Raw genomic sequence first — 15,107 nt, 5'->3', positions numbered from 1 at the left:
TTAGTTTTGAATGCTCTCGAGCTTCTTCTTGCGTGTCGCCTCCTTCGTGATGGCGGTCTTTGCCGTCCCTCCGGACGAGCGGGATGAGGAGCGCTTGACCTCGGGCGGAACCCACTCGGTCAGCCCCCATTTGCTCTCGCCCTCATAGTGAAAACGACTGTCCATATTCATCATCGTATAGATCTCGGAAATTGCCATTGCAAGCGACTGCACAGGCTTGTGCTTCGTCTCGATGACCTCGGTGATGAGCTCCTTGTAGTGCATCGGCGTTTTTTTCTGCGTGAGGATATGATGGGCAATGTCCGTTTCCGCCATTTGTTCAAAATCCATGAATACGCTCCTTTCAGAGAGTTACGGAAGCACTGATGATCAGCGAATTCTTACATCTTCTCCGGTGCCGAAACACCGAGTACACTGAGGCTGTGACGGATCACGCGCCCCGTTGCCAGCACGAGGGCGAGACGCGCCGAGGCGAGCGGCGGCTTCTGTCCGACAATGCGGCACTTATTGTAAAAGGAATGGAATGCACCTGCCAGCTCGTGACTGTAGCGCGCAATGCGCTGCGGTGCGAACTCTGCCGCCGCGCGTGCAATCTCCTCGGGATAGGCAGCGATCTTCTTGATGAGTGCAATCTCCGTCTCGTCCGTCAGAAGTTCCAGCTCCGCTCCGTCCCGCACAGAAATTCCCGCCTCGTCCGCCTGGCGGAAGATGCTGGAAATGCGCGCGTGTGCGTACTGAATGTAGTACACGGGATTTTCGTTCGACTTCTTCGTCGCAAGGTCAAGATCGAAGTCGAGCTGGCTGTCCAGTGAGCGCATAAGGAAGAAATAGCGCGCCGCATCGACGCCAACCTCCTCCATCAGCTCACGCAGCGTGACCGTCTCACCCGTGCGCTTGCTCAGCTTCACGAGCGCACCGTCCCGATAGAGGCTCACCATCTGCAGGAGCAGCACCGTCAGTTCCTCGGGATCGTGTCCGAGTGCCGCCATCGATGCCTTGACGCGCGCGACATAGCCGTGGTGATCTGCGCCCCAGATGTTGATGAGGCGACCGTAGCCGCGCCTGTATTTATCATCGTGGTAGGCAATGTCCGCCGCGAGATAGGTCGGAACACCGTTGTCGCGGAAAATGACGCGATCCTTGTCGTCGCCGTAGTCCGTCGAGCGCAGCCAGACCGCCCCGTCCTTCTCATATGCCGTACCGCGTTCGAGGAGTACGTCCACAACGCGCCGCACAGCATCGGGATGCAGCCTTCGCTCGCTGTACCAGCGATCGAACGTCACGCCGAAATCCGCAAGATCCTCCTCAAGTGCCGCGAGCTTCTCACGATAGGCGACATCCTGAAACAGCTTCAGACGCTCCTCCTCAGGAAGGGAAAGATACTTGTCCCCGTCACGGTCGATGATGCGCTGCGCCGTCTCCACAATGTCTGCCCCGTGGTAGCCGTTCTCGGGGAACTCCACGGGCTTTCCCAGCAGTTCCAGATAGCGCGCATTCACCGACACGGCAAGCAGATTCATCTGATTGCCCGCATCGTTGACATAGTACTCGCTGTCCACAGTATAACCAGCCGTACGCAGGAGTTTCACAAGTGCCGAGCCGACTGCTGCCCCGCGCCCATGCCCGACGTGCAGAGGCCCTGTCGGATTCGCGCTGACATACTCCACCTGAATGCGCGGTGCGCCGTTGGGCGGCAGTGTGCCGAATTCCTCCCCCGCCGCAAGCACAGTGCGCAGGGTGTCCGAGAGCACCGTCTTTTTAAGGTAGAGATTGAGGAAGCCGGGACCTGCGACCTCCGCATGATCGAGCCAATCGCCCGTAAGGCGATCCCGAATCACCGCAGCAATCTTCTGCGGAGACTGACGAAAGACACGTGCCGACTGCATGGCAAAGTTCGTCGCAAAGTCGCCCAGCTCCTTTTCCGGGGGCTCTTCCAGAAGAACAGGCGGCAGTGCCGCGCCCTCGGGCAGGACGCCCTCCGCTGCAGCCGCTTCCACGGCGCGTATGAGTGCCTGTTCAATCTGCTGTTTTATATCCACCTTGATTGATTCTCCTTTACATCGGCTCAATTCGTATTTCCAACGTATTGTCGCTCTGCCGCACGCCGTCCACATAGAGCGTATAGAAGATATACGCCTCCTCGCGCCCATCCGGGAACACGCGGAGACGGAGGCGGCGCGTCAGCGTCTTGATGAGGAATGTGCCGTACGGCGTACGGTAGTTGCTCGTGCGTTCCTCCCCTGCGGCGAAATGCTGCGCATAGCGTACAACACCGCGCCGCTGGAGCATGATGCCTGCGTCACTGATCCGCAGCACAGAGGGAACGACAGCCCCCTCGATGAGCTCACTATCGTCATAGCTCACATAACGGCTCTCTCCACGCAAAAAACGCCGTCCGGTAACGGACAGCGCAATGCGGCTCTCCTCGCCAGCAGCATCCACCTGTCTCCCGTCCAAGAAGACACGCACCTGCTCCGCACCCTTCATCGAATACTCCCTCCGATAAAAAGTGTGTCCTGCACAACCTAGGGAAGCACTGATAAATTCAGCCGCGCCGTCTTAGCACATCTTTTTCGCCCTGTCTGTGCCCTAGAATCCTCCACATAGTCTATGCTATGCGTCCGGTTTGTCTCCTTGACAGGACAAAAAATCTGCACCAATCCGACGGACTTCATTTTATCAGCGATTCCCTAATTCTGATCAACAGCGATCGCCAAATCCACCAGCTGACCGCTCAGATTCATCTCCACGACGAGATACTGCCCGTCGCTGATCTTGACCTCGAAGTCCTTTCCGACCGTCAGCGACGGTGTAGAAATATCCACATCCAGACCAAGTCCCGTGATGTTCGTCGCCGTGTGCGCCGTCAGCATATTACTGAGCTCCGAAATCGCGCTCTGCGCCATCTCGTCGAACGTCTCGACCGGCATCCCCATCATCATCTGAGACGCAATAAACCGTGCCGTATCTTCACTCATATTGTAGACGACATTCCCACGGATCTGCTTTGTAAATCCGACCAGCATTGACACACCGAGACTCTTGACCCGCGTCGAAGCGGCGTAGAGCTTCGTTCGTGTCGGCTCCGGAAACCCCAGCATCGGCATCACCGTTGTGAAGGCATCCACAAAAGGATTGATCAGTTTTGCATCCATTGATTACTCTCCCTCTGCAAAGCCCACATTCATCCGCACCATTCCGATTGGCAGATGTATACTGATACAGAATGTCGTCATACGGGGGCTGACAATATGCACCTGGGAGCCGCGTATCGTCCCCGGCGGCGTCAAGCGCAGTTCCTTTCCCTCAAGTACGTTGTTGATCTTCGAGACGGCGCGCCCTGCCAGAATGTTCGCGGCCTCCTCTACGGCATCCACAGCCTCATCGTCATCGAGCTCTTCCACAGACGAACGCCCGAGCATGTGCATCGCAAACAGCTTAATCATCGGCTCATCCACGTAGAGAATTGCACGTCCCGTCGTGAATCCCGTGATGCCAATGATGACCGCCACACCGCTCACATCAAGCGAGCGCGGCTCATATGGCTCAATCTCGGTCTCTCCCTCCATGCGGAGAAGCCCCGCAATGCCCTGTTGGAGGCCGCGTGCAAACGGCTTGGCATAAAGCTCACGAAAGACCGACTCCTGGCTTGCCGCCGACTCACAGATCAGATGGAGCGTATCCACCAGATCGGACTTGGCCGCCGGCTTTTGCAGAAACGCACGAATCCCGACCGCCTTTCCCTGCGTGATGAGGTTCAGATCCTTCATTGCACTGATCATCAGGATCTTCGCATCGGAATCTATGGTCAAAATCCGCCTACTGCATTCCAGACCATTCGCATCCGGCAGATTCATATCCATCGTCACGAGATCTGGGTGCAGCTCTGCGTAAAGACGGAGTGCCTCCACCGCATCCGCCGCCATTCCGCAGACCTCGAAATCCGTATCCCTTAAATTCTCGGCAATCATCACGCGGCTGATCTTGGAGTCATCCACGATCAGCACCCGTAATTTCCCCATACAACTTCACCCTCTTTTACGGATCACTTTATCCATCCGTTATTATAGCACGAAACAATGGCTTTCGTCACATGTTTTTTGGCAAAACTTCAACCCAATATCCATCCGGATCCTCGACGAAATAAATCCCCATCGCCGCGTTCTCATAGCAGATAATCCCCATCTCTGCATGTTTTTCCCGCGCCGCCGCATAATCGTCCGTATAGAGCGCGAGATGGAACTCCTTTTCCCCGAGATTGTACGGCTCTGTCCGCTCGTGCAGATAGGTCAGTTCCAGCTCAAAATCCGTTGCTCCGTCCCAGAGATAGACGAGCGTGAATCCCTCCGCCGCAAGACGTCGCTTCTCGCGAAAGCCAAATGCCTTTGCATAGAAATCCATGCTGCGCGTGAGATCAAGCACGTTAAAGTTCACATGCGTAAATGTAAATGCCATGTTCTCCTCCCCAAAAACATTGTATTACGGAAAAAATACAAATGCAGTAACAAATGTAAAACTATGCGCGATTCACGCGGTCAAAGAGCTCCGTCACCTCATGCGAAGGCTCTGCGTCCAGCTTGCTCACAATGTAAATCGCGAGAAGGCCAAGAACGAACCCGGGGACAATCTCATAGAGCCCGAACAGTGCAAACTGCTTCCAGATCAGTACCGTCATACCGCCCGTCACAATCCCTGCAAGCACGCCGCGCTCCGTTGTACGCCGCCAAAACAGGCACATGAGGAGTGCCGGGCCGAATGCAGCACCAAACCCAGCCCATGCGTACGCCACCATATCGAGGATAAAATTGTCGGGGCTCATGCCGAGGTAGATCGCCGCCGCTGCAATCGCAAGCACCGAGAGACGGCTCACCCAGACCAACTCCACCTGCTGTGCGTGTGGACGGAAGCTGCGCCGATAGATGTCCTGCGCAAACGCGGATGCCGCCACAAGCAGCTGCGCCGACGCTGTACTCATGATCGCCGCCAGCACCGCCGCAAGAATCAGACCGGCGATGACCGGAGGGAAGAGCTCCCCCGCCATCGCGAGAAAAACCGTCTCTGCTGCCGTTCCCTCAAGTGGAGTTTTCAGATAGACCGCGCCGACCATACCGACCAGAATTGCGGCAGAAAGAGAAATCACCACCCATGCCATTGCAATCCGCGTCGCCTGCGGCAGCTCCTGGGCATGGCGGATCGCCATAAAGCGCACGAGAATATGCGGCTGCCCGAAGTAACCGATGCCCCACGCCATGAGCGAAACAAACTCGATGAGCCCGAGCGTGGAGCCGTCCACCTTCGTGAGCGGCGAGAAAAATGAGGCGTGCTCCGCGTAGATCAGATCCGCCGTCGCGCTGAAGCCGCCAAGCATGATTGCCGCGCCCACAGGCACAACGAGGATCGCAAAGAACATCATCACGCCCTGGATGAAGTCCGTGCGCGAGACGGCGAGAAAGCCCCCGACGAGCGTGTAGAACACAACAACGCCCGCCCCCGCAAATAGAGCCGTCAAATATGGCAGGGCAAAGATCGTCTCGAAGAGACGTCCTGCAGCCACGAAGCCCGAGGACGTATAGAGAATAAAGAAGATCAGAATGAAGATCGCCGGCACAATACGCAGTGCCCCCGATGTCGCAAAAAAACGATTCTCGAAGAAATCCGGTAGCGTCAGCGAGTTGTTTGCCAGCTCCGTATAGACGCGCAGTCGTGCCGCGATGAACTGCCAGTTCGCCCACGTCCCGAGCGCAAGCCCGAGGGCAATCCAGCCCGCATTCAGCCCTGCTACGTATGCAAACCCCGGCAGCCCCATAAGCATCCAGCCCGACATATCGGATGCCTCTGCACTCATTGACGTGACCCACGCACCGAGTTTGCGGTTGCCGAGGAAGTAGTCGCTCATATTGCGCGTACGCCGGTAATAGTAGACACCGATCCCCATCATCACAAGCATATAGACAAGGAAGATCACACTGATTTCAATTTTTTCTGCCAAATGTACGACCCCTTACAAAAACAATATGTCGCTTATTATACGGGATTTTCTCCTGAAAAGCAAAGACATTTCAACACACTCTCGTATTGGGGCATAAAAAAACCCCGCATCGGCGGGGTTGCTCTTCAAAACCGCAGCACTACTCCTGCTGCTCGAACAGAGACTTGTCCACGCCGCAAAGCGGGCAGACAAAATCCTCCGGCAGATCCTCGAATACTACACCTGCTGCCAGATCGTAGTCGGCATCTCCTGCCGCCTCATCATAGACCCAGCCGCACACCGAACAAACCCATGTCTTCATGGGAAGCCCTCCTTTGAATATCATACACCGTATTGATTATAAATAATACACAGACGTATCGGGAGATTTGACTCACAAAGAGTTACTACCCAATAACAATTATTATATTACACTATTTTTTTAAATTTGGCTAGGGGTTTTGAAAAAATTTTTATGACGATACTCCGTCGGCTTGACCCCCATATGTTTTTGAAAAATTTTGCTGAAATAACGCGTGTCCTGATAGCCGCACGCTGCGGCGACCGCGTAGATCTTCTCATCGCTCTCGCGCAGCAGCTGCCCCGCACGGCGCAGACGGCAGTCCGTCAGATATGCACTGAACGAGGTTCCGCAGCGCGCAAAAAGCTTGTGAACATAGCTTACACTGAGACCGAGCTCATCCGCGACCTCACGAACGGTAATCGGCTCGGCCATATGCTCCTCCATGTGACGCACGGCATGGAGCAGATAGCCACGGATCGGCTCCTCTGCGGGCAGAGCAAGATGGACGCAGCCCGCATCCGCTGCGTCAGGTGATTGCAGGTGCAGACGCCGCGCTGCGATATGATCTGCCGCGAGACGCACGGCAGCAGCCAGCTCCTCATCGTCGAGCGGCTTCAGGAGGTAGGCACATACCCCGAGAGAGATCGCCTGCTGGGCATATTCAAACTCGCTGTATCCTGAGAGAATGATGTACTCCGCATCCAGCTCCTCACGCAGACGTGCAATCACCTCGAGCCCCGAAAGCCCCGGCATCTTGATGTCCACAATCAGCACGTCGGGACGTCGCTCACGGGCGAGGAGAATCCCCTCCATCCCGCTGCCCGCCGCCCCAATTACCTCCGCACCAAAATCCTCCCACGGTGTCAGGCGCACAATGCCCTGCCGCTGCATGGGTTCGTCGTCTATAATAAGCACTTTAATCATAATGAGGAGCCTCCTCCATGCGCTTCAGCGTCAATATTACCTCCGTTCCCTTCCCCTCTGTGGAGTGCAGCGTAATTCCGCAGTCCTCATCCCCGTTCAGCACTGCACGCATATGCACATTGTAAAGGCCAAAATGATTATCGTCGCGCCGCTCCAGCACTTCCTTCTGCCGCTGCGGCGACATTCCCTGTCCGTTGTCCTTCACGCGAAAGACAAGATGGCCGTTCTCCCGCATCCCCGTGATTGTGATACGCCCGCCGCCCTCCGCCATCTCAATGCCATGCCGGATCGCATTCTCGACGAGCGGCTGGAGAATCAGCTTCGGCACATAGCAGCCATAAACGCGCGTCTCCACACGCACCGACACCTTCAATCGCCCTTCAAAGCGCCGCTGCTGAATCTTCAGATAGGTGCGGAGAAAGCTCAGTTCCTCCGCCACCGTCACAAAGTCCTTCATACTCACCGAGGCGCGCAGCAATTTTCCGAGCTGGACGGCAATATCAGCCGCCCCCTCACTGTCCCCGAGCTTCGCGCTCCATTTGATGAGATTCAGCGTGTTATACATGAAATGCGGTTTTATCATCTCCGTCAGCGATTTCACCTGTGCCACGCGCAGCGTCCGCTCGCGCTCCCTGTTCTCCGCAAGCAGCGTTCGCATATGCTCGATCAGGCTGTTGAACGTCAGTGCGAGCTCACCGATCTCGTCGGTGCGGCGGACATCCACCTGCACGGAGAAATCATCGCAGCTGCGCACGCGGCGCATCGCCGTCGCAAGCGTATGCAAAGGGTGCCAGAGACGACGGCTCAGACGATAGGCAAGATATGCCGTCACACCAAGCGCAATCGCATCCACCATCAGCACAAGACGAAAGAGGTAATCCAGCGGCGCAGAGTCCAGACGCTGTCGCAGGTGCACAACAAAGCCCGTATCGGACGAAGCGTACGCATAGTCGCGAAACACGGACTCCATCGGCTCTGCGTCCGTCTGCGGCAAAAGAGTCGCAGAAAAGCCCTCGCGGTGATGGTCAAGCATATCCATCATCACATAGTGATAGCGATCCGCCAGGATGATCTGCCCCTCGTTGCCATCCTGCACACGTTGAATGAGTGGTACAAGAGCCTCACGCCGCACATCAATGACGACAAATCCGAGGAGTTCATCCCCCTCCCGAATCGCACGCACCATCGAAAAAACCGTCTCCCTGCGATCTGCCTCATAGCGATCTGCCGATACGAGTGCCCAGCCCTGCTCCTTTATGGCACGCCCAAACAGTCCCCAGTAGAGATTGCCGGGCAGACGGTAGTCACGTGGCAGATCGTCCGTCGCAATCACCTGCGCGCCGTCTGCAGAGAGGAGGTAAATCGTCGCCTCCCCCGTACGACCCGCGAGAGTCGCGTAGAGATCACCGTAGATATGCTCCACATCGTCGCGTGCACCGCGCAGAAATGCGAGTATCTCCGCACGCGCGAGCAGAGGGCTCATCAGCCGCTCATAATTGCCGACAAGGTTGTCAATCTCTCGTGAGATGCGCTGCACCTCCGCGCGTCCGCTCTTTGCCTGCGTATTCTCATAAACACTGTCCGCAGCATAGAGAATCATCGCAGAGGCAAGCAGGAGAGGAAACAGTCCGCCAAAGAACAAATAGGTCAGCAGACGCTTTTGATAACTAATCCGATATCGCTCCATAACAAAGACAGCCCCTCTCCTGGTGTGACGTGCACAACAGAAAAAACGAGGAAAAGAGCACTATTCCCTAATCTTCAGATTATAAAGAAAGAATACGGATAAATCCCATTTCTGTCAAGTGAAATTATAAAGAAATCATAATGTATATTTTTACGTTCAGACAAAGGAAAAACCGCCACACAGAGTGACGGTCTTGGAAGGGGAAAATATGGGAATGGGGGATGGGGGGGAAATGGGGATTTATTTGATAACCGCTGCGCGCCATTTGCTTAGGAACTCGTCCCGAAAGGAGACGGCGCGCTGCGTATCAAACCGAGTGTAATGAATCTCCGACAATGGGCGAAGATTCGGTGGTGCCGAGACATCGGCACGGGTTGAGCGAAATTCATAAGAGCCAAGACGCTCATGAACCTGACGGCTCATCGCAAAATCAAGAAATTTTTTTGCATTGTCTGTGTGCGGAGCATTTTTGATGATTGCAATACCGGTCGAGGAAACAGTCGTCCCCTCCTCTGGATAGACAATCTTCATATGCGCATCGCTTGTGATGTATTTGAGCACCGGCTCTTCAAACGTCGCAGTGACCGCACACGCTCCATCTGAGAGTGCCTTGATCTGTTCCGCCGAACTGCCAATGATGCGTCCATTCAGCTGATCCGCCATCTGCCCAATGACCGCAGTGTCATTGCCTAGCGCATCCATCATCGTGAGAAGCACAATGTAGGCATGGGTCGATTTAGTAGGATCTGCAAGTGCAATGCGTCCGTGAAACCTCGGAGCGAGAAGATCCCGCCACCCCTTCGGGGCATCCGCCTCACTCACCAGATCGGTATTATAGGCGATGACGTAAGGATCCATCGTCATGTTGTAGAAAGCATTGTCCCTGCGTACAAAATCAGATTGAATTGCAGACTTCTCGGGAGACACATACGGTTCGAGATAGGATGCGAGTGTAGCATAAGCATCCGCTGTACCGCCCCAGATGATATCGCCACGCGGTTTTTCCTGCTCTGTACGCACACGCGCCATGAGTTCATCCGAAGTCCCGCAGACAAGCTGCACCTGTATGCCGGTCTCTTCCTGAAACTCCTTGGCAAGCGACGCCGTCCAGTCCTCCGCGCTACAGCTATATACCACAACGATGTTGCCGTCCGACCGAGCTGGCTGCGGTTCTGCAGCGCAGGCCGTAAGGAGAAGTGCCACGGCGAGGAGAAGCGCCGCACCCCACATCTGCATACGTTGAAAGATGATCATCGTGCGACACCTCCTCAACGAGATGTCATCAATTTCAAATCTTTTTTGTTATTATAGAATTATCAGAACTAATCCGCAATTAGGCAATTCATCAATTTGGTATGATAATCCTATCTTCTATTGTTTTCCCCTCAATTCACGCTGTGCTTCAAAGAAATGAACCACCGCCTCCGCCGAAGGGCGATTCATTCCGGGGACACTGGCGAGTTCGTCGACCGAAGCCGCCTTAATCTTGTCCAGCGTTCCGAAGTGCGTCCAGAGTGCCTGCCGCCGCTTCGGACCGACACCGACAATATGATCCAATACAGAAACGAGGTTGCGCTTGCCGCGCAGCTTGCGATGAAACGTGATTGCAAAGCGGTGCGCTTCGTCACGGATGCGCTGGATCAGATAGAGGGACGGGCTGCGGCGCGGCAGCTCGACCGGCTCGGAGTTTCCCTCCGTAAACACCAGCTCAAACTGCTTGGCAAGGCCGACGACAGGAACATTTTTGTGTCCCGCCTCGTTACGGATGATCTCAAGTGCGGAGGAGAGCTGTCCCTTCCCGCCGTCGATAATGATGAGATCGGGCAGTTCCTCTTCGGGAAGCCCCACATACCGCCGCGTTGTCACCTCGCGCATGGAGAGGAAGTCGTCAGGCTTGCCCTCCGCACTCTTGATCTTGAAGCGACGGTAATCTGACTTCTTCGGCATACCGCCCTCGAAGACAACCATCGAGGCAACAGTCTCCTGTCCCTGATTGTGCGAGATATCGAAGCACTCCATGCGATGCGGCGGCTTCTTGAGCCCGAGATAGCGCCCGAGCTCCGCGACCGCGCCGATCGTCTGCTCATCGGCAAGACTGCGGCGCGTCTCCTCGTCCGCGAGGAATTTCTCTGCATTCCCCGTCGCCATCACGACAATATCGCGCTTCGTCCCGCGCTGCGGTGTGAGGAGAGCGACCTTTCCCCCACCCTTCTTCTCCGCAAGCCAGCGTTCGATGATCTCCTGCCCCGCCGCATCAATCGCACACGGGAGCAGAACCTCACGCGGCACAAAGGTTGCCTGATTGTAGTACTGCTCGAGGAATGCGCGCAGGATATCGGCGTCGCCCTCCTCCTCGCTCCCGCGCAGGAGGAAGTGCTCACGCCCGATCATCTTGCCGCCGCGGATGAAGAAGATCTGCACACAAACCCCCGCTGCCGAGCGTGCCATGCCAATCGCATCCTGATCGCCCGCACCCGTCACGATGTTCTGCCGCTCCGCCGCCTTGCGCACCGCAGCGAGCTGATCGCGCAGGCGAGCCGCCGTCTCGAAATGATAGGCTTCCGCCGCAAGCGTCATACGGTGTTCCAGCTCACGCTCCACATCGTCCGTCCGCCCCTCCAGAAAGAGGAGGACGGCGCGGATCATCGCACGGTAGTCCTCCTCCGTCACCTTGCCCACGCAGGGCGCAAGGCATCGCTTGATGTGGAATTCAAGACAGGTGCGGTCGGGCATCGTCCGACACGTACGCAGAGGAAAAAGGCGCTTCAGGAGCTTCAAACTGTCCCGCAGCGCCGTCACATTCGTATAGGGGCCGAAGTAGCGCGCTCCATCACGCACGACACGCCGCGTGATGAAGACGCGCGGATATTCCTCCTGCACCGTCACCTTTACATAGGGGTAACTCTTATCGTCCTTGAGCCTGATATTGTAGCGCGGACGATGTTTTTTGATCAGGTTTGCTTCCAAAATCAAGGATTCGACTTCGTTCGCAGTCATGATCGTCTCGAAGTCGGCGACGTGCGAGACCATTGCCCGCACCTTCGGGGCTTGATTTCGGCTGCTCTGAAAATACTGCCGCACGCGGTTCTTGAGGACGATTGCCTTACCTACATAGATAATCTTCCCACGTGCGTCCTTCATGAGGTAGACCCCCGGCGAATCGGGCAGCAGTTTCAGTTTTTCAGCAACGAGATCTGTCACGCTCAGTGTCCCGCCTTCATGCGGTTGATCGCACTGAACAGGGCAAGGATGGACGAGGTGATGATATCCGTATCCAGTCCCGCACCCCAGTAGACATTGCCATCCTCCCCCGTGATGCTGATGTAGGAGATGGCGCGCGAGGTCTGTCCGATCTCAAGCGCGTGCTCGCTGTAAGTCAGATTCGTGTAGTGGAGACCGAGATTCGCCTGCAGTGCATTCGAGATCGCGTCAAGACGGCCGTTTCCACGCGCCTCATAGGTGCGGTCCTCGCCGTCCACCTTGAGGTGCACATCGCCCATGCGCGAGCCGTCCGGCTGCTTTTTCAGATGGAAGTCCGAAAGCTCGAACGGGAAAATGACATTGACATAGGTGTCCATGAACACCTTGTAGATCTCGTCCGGCAGGAGTTCTTTGTGCCCGCTGTCGGACACGGCCTTCACGCGGTAGCTGAGATCCTCGCGCATCTTCTTCGGCATGCTGATGCCATACTGCTGTTCCATGATGTAGCCAACTCCGCCCCGTCCCGACTGGCTGTTGATGCGGATGACATCGCCATCGTAGGTGCGTCCGATATCCTTCGGGTCGATGTAGAGGTATGGCAGCGACCAGTGCTTCGGCTTGTTCTCCTCCCAGTGCTTCATCCCCTTGGCGATCGCATCCTGATGCGAGCCGGAGAATGCGGCAAAGACAAGCGAACCCGAATACGGCTGACGCGGGTTGACCTGCATGCGTGTCACCTGTTCGTAGACCTCGACGAGATGCGGCAGATTGGAGAAGTCGAGATGCGGATCGACACCGAGTGCGAACATATTCATCGCGACCGTGATGATGTCGACATTGCCCGTGCGCTCCCCATTGCCGAACAGCGTTCCCTCGACGCGATCCGCACCTGCGAGCAGCCCCATCTCCGCATCCGCTACGCCGCAGCCGCGATCGTTGTGCGGGTGGAGCGAGAGAACGACGCCGTCGCGGTATTTCAGGCGCTCGCTGACATAGGCAATCTGCATGCCATAGACGTGCGGCATCGACATCTGTACCGTCGAGGGAAGATTGATGATCGCCTTGCGGTCGGGGGTCGGCTGCCACACGTCGAGCACTGCGTTGCAGACCTCAAGCGCATACTCCGGCTCTGTGCCCGTGAAGCTCTCGGGCGAGTACTCGAAGCGGTAGTTTGCACCCGCCTCATCGGTCAGCTGTTTGAGGCGCTTCGCACCGTCCACGGCGATCTGGAGGATCTCCTCCTTCGAGCGCGCAAAGACCTGCTCGCGCTGTGCCGCAGACGTGGGGTTGTAAACGTGCACGATTGCATTCTTCACGCCGCGCAGTGCATCAAAGGTCTTGCGAATGATGTGCTCACGCGCCTGTGTCAGCACCTGCACCGTCACATCATCGGGGATGAGATTGTCCTCGACGAGACGGCGCAGGAATTCATACTCCGTCTCCGACGCGGCAGGGAAGCCAACCTCGATCTCCTTGAACCCCACGCGCACGAGAAGATCGAAGAACGCGAGCTTCTCGTCCAAGCTCATCGGGATGATAAGTGCCTGATTGCCGTCGCGCAGATCGACCGAGCACCAGATCGGTGCCTTGTCGGGTGCGTCCTTGCGCAGCCAGTCCAGACGGATCTCGGGCGGCATATAGTAACCCTTGGTGTACTTCGTGTGATTCATGATCGTTCCCCCCGCATTGTCAAAATACCTTTTATAAAACAAGAATGTCCTTCGCCGCGCATGTGGGGCGAAGGACGAGCCTACGTTATCCTAGCGTTGTGCTATCTTACCATATTCACGGGCAGTTTGCAAATATTTGGCTGCCAACGAGCATGGAGTGATGTCCCAAAGCGAACCCTAGTGGAGCAAGGGAGTAAAGCGTGCGACTCGCCCCCGGCGTACTTCTTTCGTTCAAGCGCAGCGCGTTTAAGAAGTACGCCGGTATTTAGGCGAACGAGCACGCGATCACTTGCGTAACTAAGCGTTCGCGTGGGACATCACCCGAGACACAGCGTCGCATTAAATTTCTCAATCAACTTCTCGGGCTTGTAGGACTCCTTCGCCTTGCGCAGCCCCTCGATCCCCATATCCTCCTCGCGGTTGATGTAGGTCAGATGGCTCCATGCATGCTCCACGAATCCCTGATTGATCGCGGGATATGCGCCGCGCAGCTCAGGATCTGCTTTCTCGACGTGAATCACCGCCGTATCCGTGTTCAGCTGCTCCCCGAACGTAAAGGCAATGACACGTCCCCCGAGGAGGATTGCGCCGCCCTTTAGCCCGAAGTCCTCAAAATTGTTCAGCACCTCAAGGATCGCCGTACGCTCATAGCCGATGAACGGATCGACCGTTCCATCCTCCTGCTTGTGCTGCTTGTACCAGCTGTTCAGCTCGAGTTTGCACAGCGTTACAACTTCATCCGTAATCGGCACGAACTCTGCGTCAGGGTGCTCCTTGCGGAACGCATTCAGATGATTCTTCTTCGAATGCAGCTTGCGTCCCGCGAGACTGATGAGTTTTTCCGAAAGATACACATAGTCGAAGTTATCGCGGTCGGCAACCACCTCGAAGTTCGCGCAGGTGCAGTCACGCAGAAAATCCGCATAGCCGCGCTCCATATCGTAGACGTGAAAGGGCTGCTCGATGTCCTCGAAGTACGCGAGCAGCTTCTTTGTCGCTGCGGGGTAAAGTGCGGGATCACAGAACGGCTGCAGCGCCGACACACGTGCCTTCCACTCGCTCACCACATAGAGGACGTTATCTTCCTCCGCGACGTGGACGTGGAACGGCTCGCGCCACATATAGAGGTTTGTAAAGTTAAAATGCGAATTCTCATAGTAATTCGCACGGAAATAGCGATCAAGCAGGGGCTTGTCTTCCTTTGTTAAGGCATGAAATTCGATAAGTCTCACCTTCCCTTTGGGTTTCCTAAAAAGTTCTCCTAACGGTTTCATTATAACAAAGCCGTCAAGCCCTGCTTAAGGAATCGCTGATAAAATGAAGTCCGTCAGATTGGCGTAGATTTTTTCGTCC

At 56.0% G+C, this 15,107-nt stretch carries 15 protein-coding genes; all 15 read right to left on the bottom strand.

Annotated features, from left to right (window positions below):
- Positions 1 to 330 carry a DNA-directed RNA polymerase subunit delta gene (rpoE, locus tag ACO6BQ_RS00585; protein ID WP_489118642.1) on the bottom strand — a complete coding sequence of 110 codons (330 nt, stop codon included), beginning with the start codon at positions 328 to 330 and terminating at the stop codon, positions 1 to 3.
- 50 nt (positions 331 to 380) lie between these two features.
- Positions 381 to 2,039 (bottom strand): arginine--tRNA ligase, encoded by a 1,659-nt coding sequence (gene argS / locus ACO6BQ_RS00580; RefSeq protein WP_489118640.1) that lies wholly within the window; start codon positions 2,037 to 2,039, stop codon positions 381 to 383.
- 16 nt (positions 2,040 to 2,055) lie between these two features.
- Positions 2,056 to 2,487, bottom strand: coding sequence for a YwiB family protein (locus ACO6BQ_RS00575; RefSeq protein ID WP_006693485.1), 432 nt, complete (start codon positions 2,485 to 2,487; stop codon positions 2,056 to 2,058).
- Positions 2,488 to 2,525: 38 nt separating this feature from the next.
- Positions 2,526 to 2,675, bottom strand: a complete 150-nt coding sequence (locus ACO6BQ_RS00570; RefSeq protein ID WP_489118638.1) for a secretion protein HlyD — start codon at positions 2,673 to 2,675, stop codon at positions 2,526 to 2,528.
- A 15-nt stretch (positions 2,676 to 2,690) separates the two neighbouring features.
- A complete protein-coding gene (locus ACO6BQ_RS00565) occupies positions 2,691 to 3,155 on the bottom strand; it encodes a chemotaxis protein CheX (RefSeq protein WP_314664855.1) in 465 nt (154 codons plus the stop codon).
- A 3-nt stretch (positions 3,156 to 3,158) separates the two neighbouring features.
- Positions 3,159 to 4,022, bottom strand: a complete 864-nt coding sequence (locus ACO6BQ_RS00560; protein WP_489118635.1) for a response regulator — start codon at positions 4,020 to 4,022, stop codon at positions 3,159 to 3,161.
- Positions 4,023 to 4,089: 67 nt separating this feature from the next.
- Positions 4,090 to 4,455 carry a VOC family protein gene (locus ACO6BQ_RS00555; protein ID WP_489118633.1) on the bottom strand — a complete coding sequence of 122 codons (366 nt, stop codon included), beginning with the start codon at positions 4,453 to 4,455 and terminating at the stop codon, positions 4,090 to 4,092.
- Between the two features lie 61 nt (positions 4,456 to 4,516).
- Positions 4,517 to 5,989, bottom strand: a complete 1,473-nt coding sequence (gene putP, locus ACO6BQ_RS00550; protein ID WP_489118631.1) for a sodium/proline symporter PutP — start codon at positions 5,987 to 5,989, stop codon at positions 4,517 to 4,519.
- Between the two features lie 139 nt (positions 5,990 to 6,128).
- Positions 6,129 to 6,290, bottom strand: a complete 162-nt coding sequence (locus ACO6BQ_RS00545; RefSeq protein WP_489118629.1) for a rubredoxin — start codon at positions 6,288 to 6,290, stop codon at positions 6,129 to 6,131.
- A gap of 120 nt (positions 6,291 to 6,410) precedes the next feature.
- A complete protein-coding gene (locus tag ACO6BQ_RS00540) occupies positions 6,411 to 7,196 on the bottom strand; it encodes a response regulator transcription factor (protein WP_489118628.1) in 786 nt (261 codons plus the stop codon).
- Complete coding sequence (locus ACO6BQ_RS00535) at positions 7,189 to 8,883, bottom strand: sensor histidine kinase (RefSeq protein ID WP_489118626.1); 1,695 nt, start codon at positions 8,881 to 8,883, stop codon at positions 7,189 to 7,191. The genes ACO6BQ_RS00540 and ACO6BQ_RS00535 overlap by 8 nt, the downstream gene beginning before the upstream one ends.
- Positions 8,884 to 9,123: 240 nt before the next feature.
- Positions 9,124 to 10,137: an extracellular solute-binding protein gene (locus ACO6BQ_RS00530; RefSeq protein ID WP_489118624.1), complete on the bottom strand. Its 1,014-nt coding sequence runs from the start codon at positions 10,135 to 10,137 to the stop codon at positions 9,124 to 9,126.
- Between the two features lie 117 nt (positions 10,138 to 10,254).
- The gene (gene uvrC, locus ACO6BQ_RS00525) at positions 10,255 to 12,084 is read right to left on the bottom strand and encodes an excinuclease ABC subunit UvrC (protein ID WP_489118622.1); all 1,830 of its coding nucleotides are present in this window, start codon (positions 12,082 to 12,084) and stop codon (positions 10,255 to 10,257) included.
- Positions 12,085 to 12,086: 2 nt separating this feature from the next.
- Positions 12,087 to 13,754, bottom strand: a complete 1,668-nt coding sequence (locus ACO6BQ_RS00520) for a 2-isopropylmalate synthase (protein WP_489118620.1) — start codon at positions 13,752 to 13,754, stop codon at positions 12,087 to 12,089.
- A gap of 317 nt (positions 13,755 to 14,071) precedes the next feature.
- The gene (locus tag ACO6BQ_RS00515; RefSeq protein WP_489118618.1) at positions 14,072 to 14,986 is read right to left on the bottom strand and encodes a DUF2156 domain-containing protein; all 915 of its coding nucleotides are present in this window, start codon (positions 14,984 to 14,986) and stop codon (positions 14,072 to 14,074) included.
- Between the last annotated feature and the right edge of the window lie 121 nt (positions 14,987 to 15,107).

It is taken from the genome of Centipeda sp. (in: firmicutes), from assembly GCF_057271695.1.
Note: the sequence above shows the minus strand (reverse complement) of the source record. Positions and strands in the feature narration are given on the sequence as shown.

Coding starts and splice junctions, on each gene's coding strand:
- ACO6BQ_RS00575 (WP_006693485.1), bottom strand. CDS start 2,487: ATGAAGGGTGCGGAGCAGGTGCGTGTCTTCTTGGACGGGAGACAGGTG.
- ACO6BQ_RS00540 (WP_489118628.1), bottom strand. CDS start 7,196: ATGATTAAAGTGCTTATTATAGACGACGAACCCATGCAGCGGCAGGGC.
- ACO6BQ_RS00520 (WP_489118620.1), bottom strand. CDS start 13,754: ATGAATCACACGAAGTACACCAAGGGTTACTATATGCCGCCCGAGATC.
- ACO6BQ_RS00560 (WP_489118635.1), bottom strand. CDS start 4,022: ATGGGGAAATTACGGGTGCTGATCGTGGATGACTCCAAGATCAGCCGC.
- ACO6BQ_RS00535 (WP_489118626.1), bottom strand. CDS start 8,883: ATGGAGCGATATCGGATTAGTTATCAAAAGCGTCTGCTGACCTATTTG.
- rpoE (WP_489118642.1), bottom strand. CDS start 330: ATGGATTTTGAACAAATGGCGGAAACGGACATTGCCCATCATATCCTC.
- ACO6BQ_RS00545 (WP_489118629.1), bottom strand. CDS start 6,290: ATGAAGACATGGGTTTGTTCGGTGTGCGGCTGGGTCTATGATGAGGCG.
- ACO6BQ_RS00570 (WP_489118638.1), bottom strand. CDS start 2,675: ATGAAGTCCGTCGGATTGGTGCAGATTTTTTGTCCTGTCAAGGAGACA.
- ACO6BQ_RS00555 (WP_489118633.1), bottom strand. CDS start 4,455: ATGGCATTTACATTTACGCATGTGAACTTTAACGTGCTTGATCTCACG.
- ACO6BQ_RS00565 (WP_314664855.1), bottom strand. CDS start 3,155: ATGGATGCAAAACTGATCAATCCTTTTGTGGATGCCTTCACAACGGTG.
- ACO6BQ_RS00530 (WP_489118624.1), bottom strand. CDS start 10,137: ATGATCATCTTTCAACGTATGCAGATGTGGGGTGCGGCGCTTCTCCTC.